This is a genomic window from Stenotrophomonas acidaminiphila (assembly GCF_014109845.1).
In the GTDB taxonomy this organism is placed as follows: Bacteria; Pseudomonadota; Gammaproteobacteria; order Xanthomonadales; family Xanthomonadaceae; genus Stenotrophomonas; species Stenotrophomonas acidaminiphila.
In genome coordinates, this window is the sequence record NZ_CP043567.1 from 1,702,788 (window position 1) to 1,725,861 (window position 23,074).

Consider the following 23,074-nt stretch of genomic DNA (forward strand, 5'->3'; position numbering starts at 1 on the left):
AGCCGCCCGGATGTCGCGCAGGAATTACCCTGATGCCCGCCCTGCCAGACAGGGCGGGCATTTTGCTGCGTCCCCCGGTCCCCGTGCCAAGCACGCCGGCGCGACGCAGGCGGCGCCGCGGCATGGCCTGGCGCGCGTGCTGTCGAAGGCGGGCGTGTGCTCGCGCGCCGAGGCCGCGCGCCGCGTGCTCGCCGGCCGGGTCGGCGTGGACGGCCGCGTGGTGCGCGACCCGGAATTTCCGGTGGTTCCCGGGCGCCAGCGGGTGACCATGGACGGCCAGCCCCTCGTGGCGGCGCAACGCCTCTACCTGGCCCTGAACAAGCCGCGGGGCCTGGTCACCAGCGTCCGCGACGAGCAGGGCCGGGATACCGTCTACCGATGTTTCGAAGGCGCGGGCATGCCGTGGCTGGCGCCGGTCGGGCGGCTGGACAAGGCCAGCGAGGGCCTGCTGTTCTTCAGCAACGACCCGGAATGGGCGGCGCGGCTGACCGACCCGGCGACCGGACCTCTGAAGACCTATCGCGTGCAGATCGACGGCGTGCCCGACGCGGCGCAGCTGGCGCGCATGCATGACGGGGTCGAGGACGCCGGTGAACACCTGGCCGTGCATTCGGTCGCGGTGCTGCGCCAGAGCGAGCGCACCGCATGGCTGGAGATCGTGCTGGACGAGGGCCGCAACCGGCATATCCGGCGCCTGCTGCAGGTAGTGGGATTCGAGGTGCTGCGCCTGGTGCGGGTGGCGATCGGGCCGGTCCAGCTGGGCGAACTGGCCAAGGGGCAGTGGCGCATGCTGGGTGAGGAGGAGCTGGAACGCCTGCTCGCCCATTCAGGTGAATCATCTGCCAATTCATGAAATTCTTCATGTATTTCATGCAAATAGCTTGATTTCCTAAAGTGCAGGGTTAGGCTGTAGGCCTGTTCTCAGCGAGGTCGGGCCACCATGTCAGCTTTCTTCCGCATCGCGGTGTCGTCATTGGGTGCGGCGGCAGCCGTGGTTGTGGCCGGCTGTGCGTCGTCCGGCAAGCCGGTGGCGGCCACCGCCGAGAAGCCGGTCACGGTGACGGTGGAGGCGCCGATGGCGGAGAAGGACGCGCTGGGCAACTACCGCTTCCTGATGCAGCAGGCAGGCAAAAACATGAGTGCCGACCAGTTCGACGCATGGATGAAGGCCAACGGCATCCGCGTCGCCCGTGGCGGTACGGCATCGGCGAAACCCGAGGCATCGGCGGCGTCCAAGCCCAAGCGCTAGCTGTGATCTCTCAGTAGGTTGTTCATCCGGGGCATCGCTGGAAGATGGGGGTTACGACACCAACCCAGCCCCCAGGAGCCCCGGATGAACCTGCATAAACATGCCCGTTTGACGCCTCGCGGTCGAGCCCTGCTTGTGGAGCGCATCCTCGTGCAGGGCCTGCGCATCGAAGAGGCCGCCCACGCGGCCGGCGTGAGCGTGCGCACGGCCTACAAGTGGCTCAAGCGATACCGGGAGGAAGGCCCTGCGGGTCTGGTTGACCGCAGCTCCCGGCCGCAGACCTGCCCCCATGCCACGCCGCCGGCCATCGTGGCGCAGGTGCTGGAGCAGCGTCGCTCGCGCCGGACCTATCGCCAGATCGCCCAGCGACTGCCCGTGGCGCCCAGCACCATCGCCCGGTTGCTGCGCCGTGCCGGGCTGCATCGCCTGGCCGAACTGGAACCGGCGCTGCCGGAGAACCGCTACGAGTACGCCCGGCCCGGCCAACTGCTGCATCTGGACATCAAGAAGCTGGGGCGGATCGGTTCCCCGGGCCACCGTGTGACCGGCGACCGCTCGCGCCGGCACCGGGGCATCGGCTGGGAATACGTCCACCTGGCCATCGACGACCACTCGCGCGTGGCCTTTGCCTCCATCGCACCGGACGAGCGCGGAACCAGTGCCTGCAAGGCTCTGATCCGCACGGTGCGTTACTACCGCAGCCTAGGTGTGATCTCTCAGTAGGTTGTTCATCCGGGGCATCGCTGGAAGATGGGGGTTACGACACCAACCCAGCCCCCAGGAGCCCCGGATGAACCTGCATAAACATGCCCGTTTGACGCCTCGCGGTCGAGCCCTGCTTGTGGAGCGCATCCTCGTGCAGGGCCTGCGCATCGAAGAGGCCGCCCACGCGGCCGGCGTGAGCGTGCGCACGGCCTACAAGTGGCTCAAGCGATACCGGGAGGAAGGCCCTACGGGTCTGGTTGACCGCAGCTCCCGGCCGCAGACCTGCCCCCATGCCACGCCGCCGGCCATCGTGGCGCAGGTGCTGGAGCAGCGTCGCTCGCGCCGGACCTATCGCCAGATCGCCCAGCGGCTGCCCGTGGCGCCCAGCACCATCGCCCGGTTGCTGCGCCGTGCCGGGCTGCATCGCCTGGCCGAACTGGAACCGGCGCTGCCGGAGAACCGCTACGAGTACGCCCGGCCCGGCCAACTGCTGCATCTGGACATCAAGAAGCTGGGGCGAATCGGTTCGCCGGGCCACCGTGTGACCGGCGACCGCTCGCACCGGCACCGGGGCATTGGCTGGGACTATATCCACCTGGCCATCGACGATCACTCGCGCGTGGCGTTTGGCTCCATCGAGCCTAACGAGCGTGGGAGCAGCGCCAGCAGGGCCTTGCTGCAGGCACTGCGCTACTACCGGCAGTTGGGTGTGCGCTTCGAGCGGGTCCTGACCGACAATGGGGCTTGCTACAGATCGCGCCGATTCCGCCGCCTGCTCCGCCGGCTCGGCCTGCGCCACCTGCGCACACGGCCCTATACGCCTCGTACCAACGGCAAGGCCGAGCGCCTGGTGCAGACCAGCCTGCGCGAGTGGGCCTATGCCCGCGCCTACGACAACTCCGTGCAGCGGGCCGGCGCCCTCCATGACTGGCTGCACCACTACAACTGGCACCGGCTCCACGCCAGCCTAGGCTACAAGCCGCCCATCTCCCGAATCCCGCTGAACAACGTACTGGGTTTACACAGCTAGCGCTGCGGGTCCCGCCGGGCGGGGGCGGCCATTTGCGGCCGCGGGCATGAACGAAACAGGCGCCTTGCGGCGCCTGTTTCGTTGCGGGCGGAGGTCAGCCCTTGATGACGCCCAGTTCCCGGCCGATGCGGGTGAAGGCATCGATGGCGCGGTCCAGGTGCTCGCGGCTGTGCGCGGCGCTCATCTGCGTGCGGATGCGGGCCTGGCCTTTGGGCACCACCGGGAAGAAGAAGCCGATCGCGTAGATGCCTTCTTCCAGCAGGCGCTCGGCGAACTTCTGCGCCAGCGGCGCGTCGTACAGCATCACCGGGCTGATCGGGTGCACGCCGGGCTTCACGTCGAAGCCGGCGGCGGTCATCTTCTCGCGGAAGTAGGCGGTGTTCTCGGCCAGCTTGCGGCGCAGGTCGTCGGCCTTGTCGAGCATGTCGAAGGCCTTGATGCCGGCGGCGACCACGTGCGGCGGCAGCGAGTTGGAGAACAGGTACGGGCGCGAGCGCTGGCGCAGCAGTTCGATCACTTCGGCGCTGGCGCAGGTGAAACCACCCAGTGCGCCGCCCATGGCCTTGCCCAGGGTGCCGGTGATGATGTCGATCCTGTCCAGCACCCCCTTGACCTCGGCCGAGCCGCGGCCGGTGGCACCGAGGAAGCCGGTGGCATGGCATTCGTCGATGTGCACCAGCGCGTTGTACTTCTTCGCCAGCGCGGTGATCTCGTCCAGCGGGGCGATGAAGCCGTCCATCGAGAACACGCCGTCGGTGGTGATCAGCTTGGTCCGGCAGCCGGCGGCATCGGCCGCCTGCAGCTGGGCTTCCAGGTCGGCCATGTCGCAGTTGGCGTAGCGGAAGCGCCTGGCCTTGCACAGGCGCACGCCGTCGATGATCGAGGCGTGGTTGAGCGCGTCGGAGATGATCGCGTCGTTCTCGCCCAGCAGCGGCTCGAACAGGCCGCCGTTGGCATCGAAGCAGGCGGCGTAGAGGATGGTGTCGTCCTTGCCGAAGAAACCGGCGATCTGCTTTTCCAGCTGCTTGTGCAGGTCCTGGGTGCCGCAGATGAAACGCACCGAGGCCATGCCGAAGCCATGGCTGTCCAGCGCGTCCTTGGCGGCCTGGATCAGCTCCGGGTGGTCGGCCAGGCCCAGGTAGTTGTTGGCGCAGAAATTCAGCACGCTGCGGCCATCGTCCAGGGTGATCTGCGCCGACTGCGGGCTGGTGATGATGCGTTCGGATTTGAACAGGCCCTGCGCGCGGATGGCGTCCAGTTCCTCGGCGTAGTGCCGGGTGAGCGGGGAAGTGTTCGCGGTAGCGGTCATGGCAGGGTCTTGCGGCGGGAAGGAAGCCCGATTTTAGCGGCAGCGGGGTGGGCGCGGCGGGCGTCATGTGCGATGGCTATATGCGCCGCGCTGGAAGTCATTTCTCCATGGACGTGTGCGCCCGCAGCATCGGCAGCCTGCCCACCCCCCGCCAGGAGCCGTCGATGACCGCGCCACGCCCCCTGCTGACCCTGCCGAGCCGCCGGCTGTCGCCGCTCGGCCTGGCCGCGCTGGCGTGTGCGACGGCGCTGCCGGCGCAGGCGCAGCAACCGGACGTGGAACAGCTGCGGCAGCGCCTGGAACGGCTGGAGCGGCTGGCCGGCGTGGCGGACGGAACACCGGCCGAAGGCGGCGGGCTGGCCGACCTGGACCAGCGCCTGCGCATCCTCGAGCGTCGCCTGGAGCTGCAGGAAGACGAACGCGTGGCGGCCGCAAGGCTCGCGCCCAGGATCGCGATCGACCAGAAAGGCGCTTCGTTCAAGTCCGGTGACGGCGACTACGAGCTGAAGCTGCGCGGCCTGCTGCAGGGCGATGCCCGCGTGTTCATCGGCGACGGCAACGCGAACGACAGCTTTCTGCTGCGCACCGCCCGGCCGACGCTGGAGGGCTCGCTGGGCAGGCGGGTCGCCTATCGCTTCACCCCGGAGTTCGCCGGCGACGGCGCGACCATCGTCGATGCCTATGCCGACCTGCGCTTCGCCCCGGGCCATACGCTGCGGGTGGGCAAGTTCACCTCGCCGGTCGGCCTGGAACGCCTGCAGTCCTCCGCGGCGCTGGTGGATGTCGAGCGGGCGCTGGCCAGCGAGCTGGCGCCCAACCGAGACCTCGGCGTGCAGCTGCAGGGCGAGGCGGCAGGCGGCCGCTTCAGCTACGCGGTGGGCGTGTTCAACGGCACGGTCGATGGCCGCGATGCGGTGGCCGGCAACCCGGATGGCGATTTCGAGTACGCCGGCCGCGTGTTCCTGGAGCCGTTCAAGGGCAGCGACAGCGCGTGGGCAGGGCTCGGCATCGGCCTGGGGGCCAGCGCCGGGCGGAAGCATGGCAGCGGCAACAACTTCCTGCCGCGCTACCGCTCGCCCGGGCAGGCGACGTTCTTCAGTTACCGCAGCCCGGTGCTGGCCGCGGGCGACACCCTGCGCTGGTCGCCACAGGGGTGGTTCTACCGCAACGGCTTCGGCTTGCAGGCCGAGTACATCGTCTCGCGCCAGGCGGTGGCCCGCGATGCGCGCCGCCGGCAACTGCAGCACCGTGCCTGGCAGGCAACGGCCAGCTACGTGCTGACGGGCGAGGACGCCGGCTACCGCGGGGTGACGCCGTCGCGCCCGTTCGGCGTCGATGGCGGGCTGGGCGCGTTCGAACTCACCGCGCGCTATGGCGGGCTGGATGCCGACGCGGCGGCCTTCCCGTTCTACGCCGATCCCGACACCTCGGCCACGCGCATCCGCTCGTGGACGGTCGGCGCGAACTGGTACCTGACGCCGAACCTGAAGCTGGCAACCAACTACCTGCAGAGCCGCTTCGGTGCCTTTGCCGGCAGCGCCCGGCTGGCGGATGAAAAGGCCGTTTTCTCGCGCCTGCAAGTTTCCTTCTGACGGAGAGCCTTCGTGAAGCACTTCTTCCTTCCGCGCATCGGCGTGGCCACGCTGGCCTTCGGGCTGGCCCTGGGCGCCGGCACGGCCTTCGCCCGCGACCTGCAGTTGCTCAATGTTTCCTACGACCCCACCCGCGAGCTGTACCGCGATTACAACGCCGCGTTCGCAAGGCACTGGAAGCAGACCCGGGGCGAGACCGTCAGCATCGAGACCTCGCATGGCGGCTCGGGCAAGCAGGCGCGCGCGGTGATCGATGGCATCGAGGCCGACGTGGTGACGCTGGCGCTGGCCTATGACGTTGACGCGATCGCGCAGAAGTCGCGGCTGCTGCCGGCCAACTGGGAGTCGCGCCTGCCCGACAACAGCGCGCCGTACACTTCGACCATCGTGTTCCTGGTGCGCAAGGGCAACCCCAAGGGGATCCGCGACTGGCCGGACCTGCTGCGCGCCGGCATCTCGGTGGTGACGCCCAATCCCAAGACCTCCGGCGGTGCGCGCTGGAACTACCTGGCCGCCTGGGCCTACGCCGAGCACATCTTCAAGGGCGACCGCGCGCGCATCCTCAATTACATGCGCGCGCTGTTCCGCAACGTACCGGTGCTGGATACCGGTGCGCGTGGCGCCACCACCACCTTCGTCCAGCGCGGCATCGGCGACGTGCTGCTGGCCTGGGAGAACGAGGCGTTCCTGGCGCAGGAAGAGCTGGGCCCGGACAAGTTCGAGATCGTGGTGCCGCGCCAGTCGATCCTGGCCGAGCCGTCGGTGGCGCTGGTGGACCGCAACGTCGACCGGCATGGCACCCGCGAGGTGGCGCAGGCCTACCTGCAGTACCTGTACTCGCCCGAAGGGCAGCGCATTGCCGCCCGCCACTATTACCGCCCGCGCAACCCGCAGTACGCCGACCCGGCCGACATCGCGCGGTTCCCGCCGGTGCAGCTCGTCACCCTCCGCCAGGCGTTCGGTTCCTGGGAAAAGGCGCAGGCCGAGCACTTCGCCGATGGTGGCCTGTTCGACCAGATCCAGGCGGGCAAGTAAGCGGTGGCCGCGAACGCCGCCGCACTGCCGCCGCTGCGGCGCCAACCGCGGGTCCTGCCCGGGTTTGGCCTGGGTATGGGCGTGACCCTGTTCTGGCTGGGCCTGATCGTGCTGCTCCCGCTGGCCGGCGTGTTCCTGCGCGCGGCCGGGTTGGGTGTGGAAGGCATCTGGCGGATATGGAGCGAACCGCGCGTGCTGGCCGCGCTGCGCCTGAGCTTCGGTACCGCCTTCGCCGCGGCCGCGTTCAACACGCTGATGGGCACGTGGGTGGCGTGGGTGTTCGTGCGCTACCGCTTCCCGGGCCGGCGCCTGTTCGATGCATTGATCGACCTGCCGTTCGCCCTGCCCACCGCGGTGGCCGGCATCGCCCTCACCGCGCTGTATGGCGGCCAGGGCTGGGTCGGACGCTGGCTGGAGCCGCTCGGCCTGAAGGTCGCCTACACGCCGCTGGGCATCGTGGTCGCGCTGGTGTTCGTCGGCCTGCCGTTCGTGGTGCGCATCGTGCAGCCGGTGCTGGCCGAAGCCGAGCGCGAACTCGAGGAGGCGGCGGCGACGCTGGGCGCCAGCCGTTTCCAGGCCATCGCACGGGTGGTCGTGCCGGCGCTGTGGCCGGCGATGCTGACCGGCTTCGCGCTGGCGTTCGCGCGCGGCGTGGGCGAGTACGGCTCGGTGATCTTCATCGCCGGCAACCTGCCCGGCGCCACCGAGATCGCGCCGCTGCTGATCACCATCCGCCTGGAGGAGTTCGACTACGCCGGTGCCACCGCCATCGCCGCGGCGATGCTGCTGCTGTCCTTCGCGGTACTGCTGCTGGTCAACACGCTGCAGGCCCGCCTGCAGCGTAGGGAGCGGCGATGAACGAGCTGGTGTCGGAACTGCCGGTGCCGGCCGTGCGCGCTGCCGCGGCCAGCGCGCGGCGTGGCGTCACCACCGAACCGGGCTGGGTGCAGGCGCTGCTGGTGCTCGGTGCGCTGGGGTTCCTGCTGTCGTTCCTGCTGTTGCCGCTGCTGCTGGTGTTCGCCGAGGCGCTGCGTGGCGGCGTGCAGGCGCTGTGGAGCGCGGTGAGCGATGCGGACGCGCTGTCGGCGGTGCGCCTGACCCTGCTGGTCACCGCCATCGTGATTCCGCTCAACCTGGTGTTCGGCGTTGCCGCGGCCTGGGTAGTGAGCAAGCACCGGTTCCCCGGCAAGCGCTGGCTGGTGACGCTGATCGACCTGCCGTTCTCGGTGTCGCCGGTGGTCGCCGGGCTGGTGTTCATCCTGTTGTTCGGCCGCGATGGCTGGCTGTGGCCGTTGATCGAGGACGGCGTGCGCCTGCACCTGCCGGTGGCGGGCGAGGTGCTGCTGCAGTTGCCGCGCATCGTCTTCGCGATCCCGGGCATCGTGCTGGCGACCACCTTCGTCACCTTCCCGTTCATCGCCCGCGAACTGATGCCGCTGATGGAACAGCAGGGCAGCGACGAGGAGCTGGCCGCGCTCACCCTGGGCGCCAATGCCTGGCAGATGTTCTGGAAGGTGACACTGCCCAACATCCGCTGGGGGCTGCTGTATGGCGTGTTGCTGTGCAGTGCGCGGGCGATGGGCGAGTTCGGCGCGGTGTCGGTGGTGTCCGGGCATATCCGCGGGCGCACCAACACGCTGCCGCTGCACGTGGAGATCCTCTACAACGAATATGCCTACAGCGCCGCCTTCGCCTGCGCCTCGCTGCTGGCCGGCACCGCGCTGCTGACCCTGGTGCTGAAGACTTTCCTGGAATGGCGCCACGGCCAATCGCTGGCCGCCGCGCATCGGTCGAGGTGACATGAACATCCGCATCCAACACCTGGGCAAGCGCTTCGGCGCGTTTCCCGCGCTTGACGGCGTCAGCCTGGACATCCGCAGCGGCGAACTGCTGGCGCTGCTCGGGCCGTCCGGCTCGGGCAAGACCACCCTGCTGCGTGCGCTGGCCGGGCTGGAACATCCCGACCAGGGCCGGATCCTGTTCGACGGCGAGGACGCCACCGGCCTGAGCGTGCAGGCGCGTCGCGCCGGCTTCGTGTTCCAGCACTATGCGCTGTTCCGGCACATGGACGTGCGCGCCAACATCGCCTTCGGGCTGGAGGTGCGGCGCGGCGCGCGGCGCTGGCCGAAGGCGCGCATCGCCGCGCGCGTCGAGGAGCTGCTGGCGCTGGTGCAGCTCGACGGCCTGGGTGGGCGCTATCCGACGCAGTTGTCCGGCGGCCAGCGCCAGCGCGTGGCGCTGGCGCGCGCGCTGGCCATCGAACCGCGCGTGCTGCTGCTGGACGAGCCGTTCGGGGCGCTGGATGCGCAGGTGCGTCGCGACCTGCGCCGCTGGCTGCGCGAACTGCACGACCGCACCGGCCTGACCACGGTGTTCGTCACCCATGACCAGGAAGAAGCGCTGGAGCTGGCGGACCGGGTGGCGATCCTCAACCGTGGCCGCATCGAACAGGTCGGCAGCCCGGGCGAGGTCTACGATCGGCCGGTGTCGCCCTTCGTCTACGGCTTCGTCGGCGAGGCCAACCGCCTGCCGGCGCGGACCGATGGCGAGGTGCTGGAGGTGGCGGGCGCGCGCTGGCCGCGACCGGCGGGCTTGCCGGACCAGGTCCCGCTGGACGTCTATGTGCGTCCGGAAGACATGCGCGTGGGCGATGCCGGCGACTGGACGGGGACCGTGCTGGCGGTGCAGCGCAGCGGTGCCCGGGCGCGGCTGCGGGCGCGGCTGCGCGGGGCCGCGGTGGACGTGGAGGTCGAGCTGCCGCCGGGCGCGCCGGCCTACGTCGCCGGGCAGGTGGTTGCGCTGGCGGCGCGGCGCCACGGGGTGTTCGCCGCCGCTGTGGCGGGCTATGGACGGCGCCGGGACGCCGGGTCGGACGGTGCCACAGGAAATGCTGGCGCGCCGGATCATTTTGGTTAAGAATTCGTGAATTGTGCGCCGCGGCGGCGCCCACCCCACCTCCCGGAGACCTGCATGATCCCCTGCAAGCGCCTTGCGGCCGTTGCCTGTGCTGCCCTGCTGTCCATCCCCTTCGCTGCCTGCGCCGAAGACGCGGCGCCTCTCAGCTGGGAAGTCGGCGCGGTTTCCGACTACCTGTTCCGCGGCGCCTCGCAGACCGACGAGAAGCCGACGGTGCAGGGCACCGTCACCTGGACCACGGCGAGCGGCCTGTACGTCGGCAGCTTCGCCTCGGGCGTGGACTTCGGCGAAGGCAGCCCCGACGTCGAGGTGGACTACTTCGTCGGCTACGGCTTCGACGTCAACGAAGCGGTCAACGTCGACCTGATGCTCAACCGCTACACCTACCCGGGTGCCAGCGAGATGGCCTACAACGAGCTGGTCACCACCACCACCATCGCCGAGCACTGGAAGGTCAACGTCAGCTACACCAACGACGTGTGGGGCAGCAGCACCACCGGCTGGTACTACGGCGTCGGCGGCGAGTGGGCCCTGCCGAACGACTTCAGCCTCAACGCCAACGTCGGCCGCAGCGTGTTCAACGACAGCGACGTGGCCCAGGACTACACCGACTGGAGCGTGGGCGTGGGCCGCAGCTTCGGCATCGCCAACGTCTCGCTGGGCTACTACGGCACCGACGGCAAGGGCCGCGACAACTTCGGCAAGCTGGCCGACAACCGCGTGGTGCTGGCGGTCAAGATCGCGCGCTGAGCGCGACGGTGGGGCGGCAGCCAGAAAGCGGCAGGACGGCCGTTCTTCACGGCGAAGCCGCCCGAAGGGTGACGCACAGGGATGTGAATCATGAAAAAAGGCGCCGACAGGCGCCTTTTTTCTGGAGGCCGGCCGGGCCTCAGTTCCAGCTCAGCACGACCTTGCCGGCCTTGCCCTGTTCCATCAGCTCGAAGCCTTCCTGGAAACGGTCCACCGGCAGCTGGTGGGTGAGCACCTTGCCGAGCGGGAAGCCGGACAGCACCAGCTGGGTCATCTTGTACCAGGTCTCGTACATCTTGCGGCCGTAGATGCCCTGCACGGTCAGGCCCTTGAAGATGATCTTGTCCCAGTCGCAGCCGGCGCCCTTGGGCATGATGCCGAGCATGGCGATCTTGCCGCCGTGGTACATGCAGTCGAGCATGTCGTTGAACGCGCGCGGGTTGCCGCTCATCTCCAGGCCCACGTCGAAGCCTTCCATGTGCAGGTCGGCCATCACGTCCTTCAGCGACTGGTTGGCGACGTTGACCACGCGGGTGGCGCCCATGTCGGCGGCCAGCTTCAGGCGGAAATCGTTGACGTCGGTGACCACCACGTTGCGCGCGCCGATGTGCTTGCAGATGCCGGCGGCGATGATGCCGATCGGGCCGGCGCCGGTGATCAGCACGTCCTCGCCGATCACGTCGAACTCCAGCGCGCAGTGGGCGGCGTTGCCGTACGGGTCGAAGAACGCGGCCAGTTCGGACGGGATCTGGTCCGGGATCGGCCACAGGTTGCTGGCCGGCATCACCATGTACTCGGCGAAGGCGCCGTTGACGTTGACCCCGATGCCCACGGTATTGGGGCACAGGTGCGGGCGGCCGCCGCGGCAGTTGCGGCAGTGGCCGCAGACGATGTGGCCTTCGGCCGACACGCGCTGGCCGATTTCGTAGCCGGTCACGCCGGGGCCGATCGAGGCGATGCGGCCGACGAACTCGTGGCCGATGGTGAGGCCCGGCTTGATGGTGCGCTGGCTCCACTCGTCCCACAGGTAGATGTGCAGGTCGGTACCGCAGATGGCGGTCTTCTCGAGCTTGATCAGCACCTCGTTGGGGCCGGGCACCGGCACCGGCACCTCTTCCATCCAGATGCCCTTGGTGGCCTCGCGCTTGACCAGCGCGCGCATCGTGTTCTGTGTCATTGCCGGGAAACCGCAGTGGGAAAGAGTGCCGATTATATGCGTGCGACCGCGGCCCCCCGTACCGGGAAGCGGCGCTACGGCGAAGGTTTCACCCGCTACAATCGGGGTTTCCAATCTTCGGGGTCCGCTTCATGCGTCTGAATCTTCTCGCTTTTTCCGTGGTGGCCGGGCTCGGCCTGGTGCAGGCGGCCAGCGCCGCCGAAGGCATGTGGGTGCCGCAGCAGCTGCCGCAGATCGCCGGGCCGCTGATGAAGGCCGGGTTGAAGCTGGACCCGCTGCAGCTGAGCAACCTGACCGGCGACCCGATGGGCGCGGTGGTGGCGCTGGGCGGCTGCACCGCCAGCTTCGTCTCGCCGCAGGGCCTGGTGGCGACCAACCACCACTGCGCCTACGGCGCCATCCAGCTCAACTCCACCGCCGAGAAGAACCTGATCAAGGACGGCTTCAGCGCGGCCGCCTTCAAGGATGAGCTGAGTGCCGGCCCCAACGCGCGCATCTACGTGCTGGACGACATCACCGACGTCACCGCCCAGGCCAGGGCCGCCATCGCCGGCGCCGGCAACGACCCGCTCAAGCGCACCGAGGCGCTGGAGGCGCTGGAGAAGAAGCTGGTGGCCGACTGCGAGGCCGACGACAGCTACAGCTGCACGCTGTACAGCTTCTCCGGCGGCAACACCTACCGGCTGTTCAAGAACCTGGAGATCAAGGACGTGCGCCTGGCGTATGCGCCCCCGGGCAGCGTCGGCAAATTCGGCGGCGACGTCGACAACTGGATGTGGCCGCGCCACACCGGCGATTTCTCGTTCTACCGCGCCTATGTGGGCAAGGACGGCAAGCCGGCCGCGTTCTCGGCCGACAACGTGCCGTACCAGCCCAAGCACTGGCTCAAGCTGGCCGAGCAGCCGCTGGGCGAGGGCGATTTCGTGATGGTGGCCGGCTATCCGGGCCGTACCGACCGCTATGCGCTGGTCAGCGAATTCGAGAACACCGCCAACTGGACCTACCCGACCATCGCCAAGGCGTACAAGGACCAGATCGCGCTGGTCGAGGCCGCCAGCAAGGACAACAAGGACATCGCGGTGAAGTACGCCGCCAGCATGGCCGGCTGGAACAACACCAGCAAGAACTACGACGGCCAGCTGGACGGCTTCAAGCGCAACAACGTGCTGGCGCACAAGCAGAAGGAAGAAGCCGCGGTGCTGGAATGGCTGCGCGGGCAGGGCGCCGCCGGCAAGCCGGCGCTCGATGCCTACGCGCAGCTGCAGGCGCTCGGCACCCAGGCGCGCAGCACCCAGCAGCGTGACATCACCCTGGGCATGTTCAACCGCACCGGCACCCTGGGCACCGCGGTGCGCCTGTACCGCCTGGCGATCGAGAAGGCCAAGCCCGATGCGCAGCGCGAGGACGGCTACCAGGAACGCGACCTGCCGGCCATCGAGGGCGGCCTGAAGCAGATGGACCGCCGCTACGTGCCGGCCATGGACCGGCAGTTCCAGCAGTACTGGCTGCAGCGCTATGTGGCCCTGCCCGCCGGCCAGCGCGTGCCGGCGTTCGACCGCTGGCTGGGCGGCACCGACGCGGCGGCCGTGGACACCGCACTGGCGCGGCTGGACGGCTCGCGCCTGGGCGACCTGGCCGAGCGCATGAAGTGGTTCAACGCCGACAAGGCCGCGTTCGAGGCCAGCACCGACCCGGCCATCCAGTACGCGGTGGCGGTGATGCCGGCGCTGCTGCAGATCGAGCACCAGAACAAGGTCAAGCGCGGCGAGGAACTGGTGGCGCGTCCGCTGTTCCTGCAGGCCATCGCCGACTACAAGAAGAGCAAGGGCGAGTTCGTCTATCCGGATGCCAACCTGTCCCTGCGCATCACCTTCGGCAACGTGAAGGGCTACACCGGCCTGGACGGCAAGGTGCAGCAGCCGTTCACCACCATCGAAGGCGTCGCCGCCAAGGAAACCGGCGTCGATCCGTTCGATTCGCCGAAGGCGCTGCTCGATGCGGTCAAGGCCAAGCGCTACGGCGGCCTGGAAGACAAGCGCCTGGGCAGCGTGCCGGTGGACTTCCTGTCCGACCTGGACATCACCGGCGGCAACTCCGGCTCGCCGGTGCTGGACGCGCATGGCCGCCTGGTCGGCCTGGCGTTCGATGGCATCTGGGAATCGGTGGCCAGCAACTGGGTGTTCGACCCGGTGATGACCCGCATGATCTCGGTGGACCAGCGCTACATGCGCTGGATCATGCAGGAAGTGGCACCGGCGCCGCAGCTGCTTAAGGAGCTGGAAGCGGCCTCGAAGTAAGCCGCGTCCGGTTTTGCCGAGAACCCCGGACGGGAAACCGTCCGGGGTTTTTTTTCATGATCCTCGCGCCTGGCGGCGCGCGCATGCGGCGATGCCGGGGGAGCGCACGGTTGTTGCCGGTGGCACCGGCCGCGGCCATGCCCATGATCGGCACCACGCGGCGCGGCGCCCGCGCGCGGCCGACCCACCCGGATGCTCCAGCCGCCGCGGGGGTACCCGTGCGTGCGCGGCGTTGGCCACGCGGGGAGGGCTGCGGTGCGGTGGCGCCGGGACGCGGTTGTCTCAGCGGTACGGACCCGGCCCGCGCCAGACCAGTTCGCCGCGCCGGTACACATACATCACCGTGACCACCTGGCGCGCATCGCCGATGGACTGCAGTTCCGGCGCGTCGGGAGGCAGCAGGCGGCACTTGCTGGAGCCGCGCCTGAGCGCCACTTCGGCCGGGCAGACCATCAGGTAGGTGGTGCCGGGCAGGGGAATGGACAGCTCCTTCACGCCCTGTTCCATCCAGCCACGCAGCCGGGCTTCGCCCAGCAGGTCGTAGACGATCTGGTAACCGCCCACTTCCATGGCCGGCTCGCCCGCGGCCATGTCGTTGCGGTAGCCGTTGCGGTTGACCGGCCCGGAACTGCGTCCGTCGTCGGGGGCGGTATCGCGCGGCTGCCAGCCCGGTGGGCGCCCGGTCCAGGTCTGCGGCCGGCGCTGCACGCTTTCCGGCGGCTGGGTGGCCGCGGCCTGCGTCGGCTCGGGGGCGGGCGGCTCCTCGCTGCGGGCCTGGCGTTGTTCCGGTTCGGCCGGGGGTTCGATGTAGCGGGCTTCCGGCACCGGCTTGCGGGCATCGGCATGGCGGCGGGCGGTGGGCCTGGCCGGCTTCTTGCGCGCGTCGTCCTGCTTCGGCCCCGGCGGCTGGCGGGCCGGGGTCGGGGAGGGCGGTGCCTCGCCGACGAAATCCACCTTGACCCGGCCGCCGCCGGCGGTGCCCTGCGGCGTGGTCACCACCGGTGGCGTGGAATGCAGCAGGAGCAGCAGCACCAGCAGGTGCAGCAGCGCGCTGACCAGAGCGGCCGCCCACGGTTGCAGGCGTTCGGTCCAGCGCGGGGGGGCGGACGACGGGGAAAACGAAGCGCTGCTCATGCCACCTTGCGGGCGTTGGAGCTGCTGGCCCTCATGTGGGAGTCACACCGTGCAGCGGATCGGGGCCGTCATGGTAACGCCTGTCGATGGCCGGCAACGCGCCGGCCGGCGTCTGCCCGGGCTGCGGCCGTGCGCCCGCCGGGGATTCGTAACGCGGGCAACCGACGCCTGCGGCACGGCGGCGACAGGCTATGATGCCTGCCCCCTCGCCACGGACTCCCAACTGCATGCGCATCCTGCTTGCCCGCCACGGCGAAACGCCGTGGAACGCCGAAGGCCGCTACCAGGGCCAGATCGACATCCCGCTGTCGCCGGTAGGCGAGGCACAGGCCAGGGCACTGGGCGAGCGCCTGCAGTCGATCGATATCGCCCGCGCGGTGGCGTCGCCGCTGTCGCGTGCGCAGAGCACCGCGCGTGCCGCGCTGGGCAGCGCCCGCGCCTCGATGCTGCAGACCGATGCGGACCTGCAGGAAATCGCCCACGGCGAATGGGAAGGCCTGCTGGCCAGCGAGATCAACGACAAGGATCCCGCGCGCCTGCGCGCCTGGCGCGAGGAACCCGATACGGTGCTGATGCCCGGCGGCGAATCGCTGCGCCAGGTGCTGGACCGCAGCTGGCGTGGACTGGCGCGCGCGGCCGAGGGGCTGGGCGCGGACGACACCCTGCTGGTGGTCGCGCACGACGCGGTCAACCGCGTGATCCTGTGCAAGGTGCTGGGCCTGCCGATCGGCAAGCTGTGGACCTTCCGCCAGGCGCCGACCACGCTGAACCTGCTCGAAGGGCCGGACGTGGAGCACCTGGAGGTGGTACGCCTGAACGATTGCGCGCACCACACCCCGTTCTTCGGCGAGGCCAAGCACCGGGCGTTGTAATGGCGCGCCTGCGGCTGCCGCCGCGCTGGCTGGCTGCCGCCCTGCTGGCGCTGTCGTCGTTGCCGGCACTGGCGCAGACCGACGAGGGCTGCCCGCCGTTTTCACCGGCGGCCAACCGCGCGCCGCACTACCCGCCGCCGGAACTGTGGCGCCTGCTCGGCTATGTGATCAACGTGATCATCGACAGCGATGCCTGCGGACGGGTAGAGGCCGCACGGGTCGAACAGGGCTCCGGCGTGGCGGTACTGGACGCGACGGCGCTGGCGGCGGCCCGCGCCTGGACCGTGCCGCCGGAATACCGGGGCCAGCCGCGCTATCGCCTGCCGTTCGCGTTCGAACCGCTGCCCGAGGAGATCCCGGCGCAGGCCGGCAAGCGCCCGCGCGACCCGTTCTTCGAGGAGCGCCGCAGCGGCCGCGTGCCGATGCCGGCGCTGGATGCCGACGGCACGCTGCCGGGCTACATCCCCGATCCGTACCCGATCGGCTTCCTGTCGATTCCCGAGGCGGTGGCCACGATCGGTCCGCTGGCGCTGTTCCGCCGCTATGGCGCGCAGGCGGATTTCTGGCTGCACGACGAAGAAGGCCTGAGCCTGTTCCAGCTCGAGGGCCCGATGATGGTGCGCAACCGGCGGGTCAGCGATGGCCGCCACCGGTTCGTGGTCACCAGCGTGCTGTGTGGCAACGACCTGGATGCCTGCCGGCAGTCGCTGGCCACGCTGCGCGCCAGCCGTGGCAGGCAGCGGCCGCAGGCGGTCGCAGTGGCCACGCCCTAGGCGCGGCGTCCGGGCGCGGGGCGGCACGGCTGTATCATGTGCGCCCCCATCCGCGCCGCCGCGCCGTGCGCCGGCGCGTGCCACCGAGAATCCCGCATGTCCTCCGCACGTCCCGCCACGCTCGAACAGTGGCTCGCCCATATCGACCGACAGCACCCGCAGCCCATCGCCATGGGCCTGGAGCGGGTGCGCGAGGTGGCCGCGCGGATGGGCCTGGAGCGTCCGGCGCAGCGCTGCATCGTGGTCGGCGGGACCAACGGCAAGGGCTCGACGGTGGCCTTCATCGAGGCCATCGCCCGTGCCGCCGGCTGGGCGGTGGGCGCCTACACCTCGCCGCACCTGCTGGCCTACAACGAGCGCGTGCGCATCGACGGCGCCGACGTCGACGACGCCACCCTGGTGGCGGGCTTCAACGCCGTGGAGGATGCGCGTGGCGACACCGCGCTGACCTATTTCGAATACGGCACGCTGTGCGCGTTGTGGGCGTTCGCGCGCGCCGGCCTGGACCTGGCGGTGCTGGAAGTGGGGCTGGGCGGGCGCCTGGACGCGGTCAACATCGTCGATGCCGACGTGGCGGTGATCACCACCGTGGACATCGACCATGCCGATTGGCTGGGCAGCGACCGCGAGGCCATCGGCGCCGAGAAGGCCGGCATCATCCGCGGCTGGAAGCCGCTGATCCTGGGCGAGATCGACCCGCCGTCCAGCGTGCTGCGCCGGGCCTACGTGCTGGGCGCCAATGCGATCCGCTCCGGCAGCGATTTCTTCGCCGAGCCGATCGATGCCGATACCTGGCGCTGGCGTGACGTCTCCTTCCGCATCGAGTTGCCGCAGCCGGCGCTGTGGGCGCCGGTGCAGCGGGCGAACGCAGCCGCCGCCATCGCCGCGCTGCGCGCGCTGGACCGTCCGGTGCCGCGGACGGCCTGGGCGCGCGGCGTGGCCGCGGCGCAGGTCGCCGGGCGCCTGCAGCGGTTCGATCACGATGGCGTGGAAGTGCTGGTCGATGTCGGCCACAACCCGCAGGCCGCCGCCGCCCTTGGCGCCGCGCTGCAGGCACGCCCGGCCAGCGGACGCACGCTGGCGGTGTATGCGGCCCTGGCCGACAAGGACGCGCCCGGCGTGGTCGCGGCCCTGCAGGCGCGCATCGACCGCTGGTACCTGGCCGGGCTCGACGGCGCGCGCGGCCAGGGCGCCGGGCAGCTGCGCGAGCGGCTGGCCGGTACCGCCGCTGCCAGCGCCGTGACCTGCGCGGACGTCGGCCAGGCGCTGGCCGCGGCACTGGAGCAGGCACGCCGCGGCGACCGGGTGCTGGTGTTCGGCTCGTTCCACACGGTGGCCGAGGCATTGCCGCTGCTGCAGGACCCGGCAGCAGCGCCCGCGCGCAAGCCGCAACCCGCGCGCTGACCAGCGCCGAGCACCGTTCAGCTGGCGCGGCCGTGGCCGTCGCCGGCCGCGCATATAATCGCCGGACATTCCGCCCTGCCGCCCATACGCCTTGCCGTGGATACTCCCCTGAAACAGCGATTGATTGGCGCCATCGTGCTGGTGGCCCTGGCCGTGATCTTCCTGCCCATGCTGGTCAAAGGCCCGGCGCCGGACAGCGGCGTGCAGGACGTCCCGCTGCGCGCGCCCGATGCGCCGGCCGACGGCCAGTTCGAAACCCGTGAGCTGCCGCTGGTCGCGCCGAGCGCCGCTGGCGCCACCGGCATGCCCACCGCGCAACCGGTCGCCGAGGCCGCGTCCCCGGCGGCGGACCCCGCCGGCGGCGCGCTGCCGCCGAGCGTGGCGGCCGGCAATTACGCGGTGAGCTTCGGTGCCTACGCCACCGAAGCCGATGCCGATGCGGTGATCGCCCACCTGAAAAAATCCAACCTGCCGGGCTTCCGCCAGCAGGACACCATCAACGGACGCCCAGCCTGGCGGGTGCGCATCGGCCCGTATGCCGACCGCGCGCAGGCCGAGCTGGTCCGGCTGGAGGCGGGCAAGGTCCCCGGCGACGTGAACGCGCAGGTGGTGGTGCTCGACGCCGACAAGGAGCCCGCGGCGCCGGCCGCCACCCCGGCTACGACCCCCCCCGCGGCGGTGGCCGCCCCGGCGGCGCGCACCGAGGCGCTGCCCGCCGAGCCCGCCAGGCCGGTGGCCGCGGCCCGGCAGGACGTCCGCGACGCGTCCAAGCCCGCCGCGCCGAAGCCGGAGCCCGCCAAGCCTGCCACGCCCACGCCGGCGCCGGCCCCGGTCGCCCCCGCGCCGGCGGCCAGCAGCGTCGGCTTCGCCGTGCAGCTGGGGGCGTTCGGCAAGGCGGCCGACGCCAATGCGCTGCGCGACAAGGTGCGCGCGGCCGGCTTCAGCGCCTTCGTCGAACAGGTGCGCACCGACAGCGGCGTGCTCAACCGCGTCCGCGTCGGCCCGGTGGCCAACCGTGCCGAAGCCGAACAGCTCAAGGCACAGGTCGCGGCCAAGGTCGGCATCGCCGGCATGGTCCGGCCGCACCCCTGATGCGGCGAGCGGCCTGATGCCCGGGCGGGGCAACCGGTGATCGACCTGCTGCTGCTGGGGGTGATCGTGGTATCGGCCCTGTTCGGGCTGATGCGCGGCCTGCTGGCCACGGTGTTCGGCGTGCTCGGCTGGCTGCTGGCCGGCTGGGCCGCGTTCCGCTTCGGCCATGACGCCAGCGTGATGCTCAGCGGCGGCGCGACGCCGACCCTGGGCCAATATGCCGCCGGCCACGCCATTGCCTTCTTCGGCGTACTGCTGGTCGTTTCGGCCATCGGCCTGCTGCTGCGCGGGGTGGTCGATTCCACCGTGCTGCTGAAGGGACCGGACCGTCTGTTCGGTTTCGGCCTGGGCATCGTGCGCGGCGTGCTGCTGGCGGTGCTGGCAGTGCTGGTGCTGGGCTTCACCCCGGTGGCCGACGGCGAGCCGTGGCGGCGTTCTCAGGTGGCGTCGTGGCTGCACCCGCCGGCCGACTGGCTGCGCGCGCGGCTGCCGGAACTGCCGGCCGTGCCGGAGCACCCGCTGCTGGACTTGGGCAAGGCGGTGCTGGCAGGCGATAATGCCGGACTCAGCGAACATGAAGCGGGCAGCGGACTGCCGCAAGCGATGCCGGAACGGGCGGAAGACGCCCGGCCGGCCGCGACCGGAGGCAGCCGCCAGGACCCGGCGAAGGCGTGGCCTTCCAACATCGATCCGGCGCAGGTGCGCCCGGATCACCCCGGTCCGGCGCGGACCGGGCCATCGGGCCAGGCACGGCCCCCTTCACGTTAACCGGGCCACGGCCCAGCGGAGATCGCGCAACATGTGTGGCATCGTCGGAATCGTCGGCAACCAGAACGTCGCCGGGCAGCTCTATGACGGCCTGACCGTCCTCCAGCACCGCGGCCAGGATGCCGCCGGCATCGCCACCGCGCACGGCACCCGGTTGCGGGTGGAAAAGGGCAACGGGCTGGTGCGCGACGTGTTCGACGAGCGGCGCATGGCACTGCTGCGGGGCCGCATCGGCATCGCCCACGTGCGCTACCCGACCGCCGGCTCGGAAGGCACCGACGAGGCGCAGCCGTTCTACGTCAACTCGCCGTACGGCATCGCCCTGGCGCACAACGGCAACCTGATCAACACCGAGGCGCTGCGCCAGCAGGTGTTCGAGGCCGACCGCCGCAACATCAACACCGACTCGGACAGCGAAGTGCTGCTGAACGTGTTCGCCTACGAACTGGACGCGCAGCGCATGCTCACCCCGGAGGCGGCGATCCGCGCCGTGGCCGGCGTGCACCGCCGCTGCAAGGGCGGCTATGCGGTGGTCAGCGTGGTGCTGGGCCTGGGCCTGGTGGCCTTCCGCGACCCGCACGGCATCCGCCCGCTGGTGCTGGGCAAGCGCAGCCATGCCGAAGGCGAGGAGTACATCGTGGCCTCCGAATCGGTGGCGCTGGACGTGCTCGGGTTCGAGCGCGTGCGCGACGTCGCCCCGGGCGAGGCGGTGGTCATCACCGAGCGCGGCGAGCTGTTCGCCGAGGTCTGCGCCACCACCACCCAGCAGACGCCCTGCATCTTCGAGTACGTGTACTTCGCGCGCCCGGATTCGATGATCGACAACGTCTCGGTGCACAAGGCGCGCATGCGCATGGGCCAGAAGCTGGGCGAGAAGATCCTGCGCCTGCGGCCCGACCACGACATCGACACCATCATCCCGATCCCGGACACCTCGCGCGACGCGGCGCTGGAAATCTCCAACGTGCTCGGCGTGAAGTACCGCGAGGGCTTCGTCAAGAACCGCTACGTCGGCCGCACCTTCATCATGCCGGGGCAGGGCGAGCGGGTGAAGTCGGTGCGCCGCAAGCTCAACCCGATCCACCTGGAGTTCCGCAACCGCGTGGTGCTGCTGGTGGACGACTCGATCGTGCGCGGCACCACCAGCCAGCAGATCGTGCAGATGGCGCGCGACGCCGGCGCGCGCAAGGTGTACCTGGCCAGCGCCGCGCCGCCGGTGCGCCACCCCAACATCTACGGCATCGACATGCCGGCCGCCGAGGAACTGGTGGCGCACGAGCGCAGCGTCGAGGACATCGAGAAGCACCTGGGCTGCGACTGGCTGGTCTATCAGGACCTCGAGGACCTGGAGGCGGCGGTGCGCGAGGGCAATCCGGAGCTGAAGGCGTTCGATTCGTCCTGCTTCAACGGCCACTACGTCACCGGCATCGAGCCGGGTTACTTCGAGCGCATCCAGCAGCTGCGCTCGGACGAAGCCAAGAACAAGCGCCGCGCCTGAGCCATGCAGGCGGGGGCCGCGCAAGCCGGCGCCATGCCGGCGGTGGATGACCTGCTGCACGCCGCGCAGCTGTGCCTGGCCGAGGCCGATCCGCTGCGCAAGGTGGCGCTGACCCGGCACTGCGCCAGCGTGTTCCGCGCCGGCACGCTGAAGCTGCCGGCGCACGCACCCGAGCCGGCGCCGATCCGCATGCCCGGCCGCCCCGCGCGGCTGGTGCTGGTGCACCCGCGCGACCTGCCGCGGCGTGGCCTTGGCAGCGTCGAGGGCCGCGCCGCCTTCATCCACGCCATCGCCCATATCGAACTGAACGCCATCGACCTGGCATGGGATGCGGTGTACCGCTTCCGCGGCCTGCCCGGCAGTTTCCATGCCGACTGGGTGAGCTGCGCCGACGACGAGGCGCGCCACTTCCTGCTGCTGCGCGAGCGGCTGTTGGCGCACGGCCACGACTACGCGGACTTCCCCGCGCACAACGGCCTGTGGGAAATGTGCGAAAGAACCGCGCATGACGGGCTGGCGCGCATGGCGCTGGTGCCGCGCGTACTGGAAGCGCGCGGGCTCGACGTGACCCCGGCGATGATCACCCGGCTGCGCTCGCTCGGCGACGACGCCACCGCCGACGTGCTGGAAGTGATCCTGCGCGAGGAAGTGGCGCATGTCGCCGCCGGCTCGCGCTGGTACCGCTGGTACTGCGAACGTGCCGGAGTGGAACCCCGCGCGCGGTTCAAGCAGCTGCTGCACGAATACGCCGGCGGTTACCTGCACGGCCCGTTCAATCTCGAAGCGCGCCTGCTGGCCGGTTTCGACGCCGACGAGCTCGCGGACCTGGTCGAGCAGGCGGGATGACGCAACCGCGTGGCCGGCTTCCGGGGCCGCGCGGATCGCATTGCGTTTACCTGGCGCATGCGACCATTCCCACTCCCTGTCGCATCCCCATGGAGCCGCGCATGCCTGTCTTCCGCCCCCTGTCGCTGGCGTTGCCGATGACCCTGTTGCTGGCCTGCAGCCCCGCCGTGCCCGACACCGGCGCGCCTGCGCACGAAGCGGCCGCCACGCGGGGAGACACAGACCCGGCAGCGTTCCCGGCCAGCCTGCAGGCCGCGGGCGTCGAGCCGTTCTGGGGCGTGAAGGTGGAAGGCGGGACGCTGGCCTACACCACGCCGGAAACGATGGACGCGCCACGCCGGCTGCAGGCCATGCGCCGCCTCGATGCCGATGGCCTGCACCTGGCGGGCGAGGACGGTGGCGTGCCGTTCCGCCTGGACGTGCGCCGTGCGTCCTGTTCGGACGGCATGTCCGACATCACCTATCCCTTCAGCGTGTCATGGCGGCTGGGGGAAACGACCGCCAAAGGATGCGCGTTCGATCCGGCGTCGCCGCCGTCGTCCCGGTAGGCGTGCTCCGGGACGACGGCAGGTTCGATGGAGAATCGAAGCCGCCCGCATCGTCGGCCGACACTTCGACGATGACGCG

20 protein-coding genes and 2 pseudogenes are annotated in these 23,074 nt (G+C 70.4%); 19 read left to right on the plus strand and 3 right to left on the minus strand.

Features of this window, described 5'->3' with window-relative positions:
* Positions 1–10 precede the first annotated feature (10 nt).
* The 4 genes and pseudogenes from F0P95_RS07760 (at position 11) to F0P95_RS07775 (ending at position 2,984) form a co-directional block, all read left to right on the plus strand.
* Positions 11–853 carry a pseudouridine synthase gene (locus F0P95_RS07760; RefSeq protein ID WP_182336352.1) on the plus strand — a complete coding sequence of 281 codons (843 nt, stop codon included), beginning with the start codon at positions 11–13 and terminating at the stop codon, positions 851–853.
* An 87-nt stretch (positions 854–940) separates the two neighbouring features.
* Positions 941–1,249 carry a hypothetical protein gene (locus tag F0P95_RS07765; protein WP_182337079.1) on the plus strand — a complete coding sequence of 103 codons (309 nt, stop codon included), beginning with the start codon at positions 941–943 and terminating at the stop codon, positions 1,247–1,249.
* Positions 1,250–1,333: 84 nt separating this feature from the next.
* Positions 1,334–1,960 (plus strand): annotated as a pseudogene (locus F0P95_RS07770) (leucine zipper domain-containing protein); the annotation flags it as partial.
* 79 nt (positions 1,961–2,039) lie between these two features.
* Complete coding sequence (locus tag F0P95_RS07775; RefSeq protein ID WP_182336356.1) at positions 2,040–2,984, plus strand: IS481 family transposase; 945 nt, start codon at positions 2,040–2,042, stop codon at positions 2,982–2,984.
* A 94-nt stretch (positions 2,985–3,078) separates the two neighbouring features.
* Here F0P95_RS07775 and kbl read toward each other — a convergent pair whose 3' ends face one another.
* A complete protein-coding gene (gene kbl, locus F0P95_RS07780) occupies positions 3,079–4,293 on the minus strand; it encodes a glycine C-acetyltransferase (protein WP_182336359.1) in 1,215 nt (404 codons plus the stop codon).
* A gap of 107 nt (positions 4,294–4,400) precedes the next feature.
* On the opposite strand from kbl, the gene F0P95_RS07785 reads away from it, so the two are divergent.
* From F0P95_RS07785 to F0P95_RS07810, 6 genes and pseudogenes are all read left to right on the plus strand, one after another.
* On the plus strand, positions 4,401–5,885 hold the full coding sequence (locus F0P95_RS07785; protein ID WP_232528928.1) for an OprO/OprP family phosphate-selective porin: 1,485 nt from the start codon (positions 4,401–4,403) through the stop codon (positions 5,883–5,885).
* Between the two features lie 12 nt (positions 5,886–5,897).
* Positions 5,898–6,920 carry a sulfate ABC transporter substrate-binding protein gene (locus tag F0P95_RS07790; protein ID WP_182336361.1) on the plus strand — a complete coding sequence of 341 codons (1,023 nt, stop codon included), beginning with the start codon at positions 5,898–5,900 and terminating at the stop codon, positions 6,918–6,920.
* A gap of 54 nt (positions 6,921–6,974) precedes the next feature.
* Positions 6,975–7,778 (plus strand): sulfate ABC transporter permease subunit CysT, encoded by an 804-nt coding sequence (gene cysT, locus F0P95_RS07795; RefSeq protein ID WP_182336871.1) that lies wholly within the window; start codon positions 6,975–6,977, stop codon positions 7,776–7,778.
* A complete protein-coding gene (gene cysW, locus F0P95_RS07800; RefSeq protein WP_182336363.1) occupies positions 7,775–8,719 on the plus strand; it encodes a sulfate ABC transporter permease subunit CysW in 945 nt (314 codons plus the stop codon). Before cysT ends, cysW begins: the two co-directional genes overlap by 4 nt.
* Before the next feature lies 1 nt (position 8,720).
* A pseudogene (locus F0P95_RS07805) lies at positions 8,721–9,752 on the plus strand (sulfate/molybdate ABC transporter ATP-binding protein); the annotation flags it as partial.
* Positions 9,753–9,890: 138 nt separating this feature from the next.
* Entirely contained in the window at positions 9,891–10,586 is a 696-nt protein-coding gene (locus F0P95_RS07810; RefSeq protein ID WP_182336366.1) for a TorF family putative porin, read from the plus strand.
* 139 nt (positions 10,587–10,725) lie between these two features.
* Here F0P95_RS07810 and tdh read toward each other — a convergent pair whose 3' ends face one another.
* Positions 10,726–11,748, minus strand: coding sequence for an L-threonine 3-dehydrogenase (gene tdh, locus F0P95_RS07815; protein ID WP_425515931.1), 1,023 nt, complete (start codon positions 11,746–11,748; stop codon positions 10,726–10,728).
* 146 nt (positions 11,749–11,894) lie between these two features.
* On the opposite strand from tdh, the gene F0P95_RS07820 reads away from it, so the two are divergent.
* Complete coding sequence (locus F0P95_RS07820) at positions 11,895–14,060, plus strand: S46 family peptidase (RefSeq protein WP_182336370.1); 2,166 nt, start codon at positions 11,895–11,897, stop codon at positions 14,058–14,060.
* 282 nt (positions 14,061–14,342) lie between these two features.
* On the opposite strand, the gene F0P95_RS07825 is transcribed toward F0P95_RS07820, so the two are convergent.
* Positions 14,343–15,194: a type II toxin-antitoxin system RelE/ParE family toxin gene (locus F0P95_RS07825; RefSeq protein WP_182336372.1), complete on the minus strand. Its 852-nt coding sequence runs from the start codon at positions 15,192–15,194 to the stop codon at positions 14,343–14,345.
* A 227-nt stretch (positions 15,195–15,421) separates the two neighbouring features.
* Between F0P95_RS07825 and F0P95_RS07830 the strand changes: the two genes are divergently transcribed.
* From F0P95_RS07830 to F0P95_RS07865, 8 genes are all read left to right on the plus strand, one after another.
* Positions 15,422–16,066: a histidine phosphatase family protein gene (locus tag F0P95_RS07830; protein ID WP_182336374.1), complete on the plus strand. Its 645-nt coding sequence runs from the start codon at positions 15,422–15,424 to the stop codon at positions 16,064–16,066.
* A complete protein-coding gene (locus tag F0P95_RS07835) occupies positions 16,066–16,839 on the plus strand; it encodes a TonB family protein (RefSeq protein ID WP_182336376.1) in 774 nt (257 codons plus the stop codon). The genes F0P95_RS07830 and F0P95_RS07835 overlap by 1 nt, the downstream gene beginning before the upstream one ends.
* A 96-nt stretch (positions 16,840–16,935) precedes the next feature.
* Positions 16,936–18,243: a bifunctional tetrahydrofolate synthase/dihydrofolate synthase gene (gene folC, locus F0P95_RS07840; RefSeq protein ID WP_182336378.1), complete on the plus strand. Its 1,308-nt coding sequence runs from the start codon at positions 16,936–16,938 to the stop codon at positions 18,241–18,243.
* A gap of 96 nt (positions 18,244–18,339) precedes the next feature.
* Positions 18,340–19,335, plus strand: coding sequence for an SPOR domain-containing protein (locus F0P95_RS07845; RefSeq protein ID WP_182336380.1), 996 nt, complete (start codon positions 18,340–18,342; stop codon positions 19,333–19,335).
* A gap of 36 nt (positions 19,336–19,371) precedes the next feature.
* Positions 19,372–20,103: a CvpA family protein gene (locus F0P95_RS07850; RefSeq protein ID WP_182336382.1), complete on the plus strand. Its 732-nt coding sequence runs from the start codon at positions 19,372–19,374 to the stop codon at positions 20,101–20,103.
* A 31-nt stretch (positions 20,104–20,134) separates the two neighbouring features.
* Complete coding sequence (purF, locus tag F0P95_RS07855) at positions 20,135–21,601, plus strand: amidophosphoribosyltransferase (protein ID WP_054663460.1); 1,467 nt, start codon at positions 20,135–20,137, stop codon at positions 21,599–21,601.
* Between the two features lie 33 nt (positions 21,602–21,634).
* On the plus strand, positions 21,635–22,447 hold the full coding sequence (locus F0P95_RS07860) for a ferritin-like domain-containing protein (RefSeq protein ID WP_054668600.1): 813 nt from the start codon (positions 21,635–21,637) through the stop codon (positions 22,445–22,447).
* Between the two features lie 101 nt (positions 22,448–22,548).
* Positions 22,549–22,995, plus strand: coding sequence for a hypothetical protein (locus tag F0P95_RS07865; RefSeq protein WP_182336386.1), 447 nt, complete (start codon positions 22,549–22,551; stop codon positions 22,993–22,995).
* Positions 22,996–23,074 lie beyond the last annotated feature (79 nt).

What these genes read in the sequence shown, in the direction of transcription:
- F0P95_RS07860 (WP_054668600.1), top strand. Translation starts at nt 21,635, where the DNA reads ATGCCGGCGGTGGATGACCTGCTGCACGCCGCGCAGCTGTGCCTGGCC.
- F0P95_RS07835 (WP_182336376.1), top strand. Translation starts at nt 16,066, where the DNA reads ATGGCGCGCCTGCGGCTGCCGCCGCGCTGGCTGGCTGCCGCCCTGCTG.
- kbl (WP_182336359.1), bottom strand. Translation starts at nt 4,293, where the DNA reads ATGACCGCTACCGCGAACACTTCCCCGCTCACCCGGCACTACGCCGAG.
- F0P95_RS07825 (WP_182336372.1), bottom strand. Translation starts at nt 15,194, where the DNA reads ATGAGCAGCGCTTCGTTTTCCCCGTCGTCCGCCCCCCCGCGCTGGACC.
- F0P95_RS07865 (WP_182336386.1), top strand. Translation starts at nt 22,549, where the DNA reads ATGCCTGTCTTCCGCCCCCTGTCGCTGGCGTTGCCGATGACCCTGTTG.
- F0P95_RS07765 (WP_182337079.1), top strand. Translation starts at nt 941, where the DNA reads ATGTCAGCTTTCTTCCGCATCGCGGTGTCGTCATTGGGTGCGGCGGCA.
- folC (WP_182336378.1), top strand. Translation starts at nt 16,936, where the DNA reads ATGTCCTCCGCACGTCCCGCCACGCTCGAACAGTGGCTCGCCCATATC.
- F0P95_RS07775 (WP_182336356.1), top strand. Translation starts at nt 2,040, where the DNA reads ATGAACCTGCATAAACATGCCCGTTTGACGCCTCGCGGTCGAGCCCTG.
- F0P95_RS07830 (WP_182336374.1), top strand. Translation starts at nt 15,422, where the DNA reads ATGCGCATCCTGCTTGCCCGCCACGGCGAAACGCCGTGGAACGCCGAA.
- cysW (WP_182336363.1), top strand. Translation starts at nt 7,775, where the DNA reads ATGAACGAGCTGGTGTCGGAACTGCCGGTGCCGGCCGTGCGCGCTGCC.
- F0P95_RS07760 (WP_182336352.1), top strand. Translation starts at nt 11, where the DNA reads ATGTCGCGCAGGAATTACCCTGATGCCCGCCCTGCCAGACAGGGCGGG.
- F0P95_RS07820 (WP_182336370.1), top strand. Translation starts at nt 11,895, where the DNA reads ATGCGTCTGAATCTTCTCGCTTTTTCCGTGGTGGCCGGGCTCGGCCTG.
- F0P95_RS07785 (WP_232528928.1), top strand. Translation starts at nt 4,401, where the DNA reads ATGGACGTGTGCGCCCGCAGCATCGGCAGCCTGCCCACCCCCCGCCAG.
- F0P95_RS07810 (WP_182336366.1), top strand. Translation starts at nt 9,891, where the DNA reads ATGATCCCCTGCAAGCGCCTTGCGGCCGTTGCCTGTGCTGCCCTGCTG.
- tdh (WP_425515931.1), bottom strand. Translation starts at nt 11,748, where the DNA reads ATGCGCGCGCTGGTCAAGCGCGAGGCCACCAAGGGCATCTGGATGGAA.
- purF (WP_054663460.1), top strand. Translation starts at nt 20,135, where the DNA reads ATGTGTGGCATCGTCGGAATCGTCGGCAACCAGAACGTCGCCGGGCAG.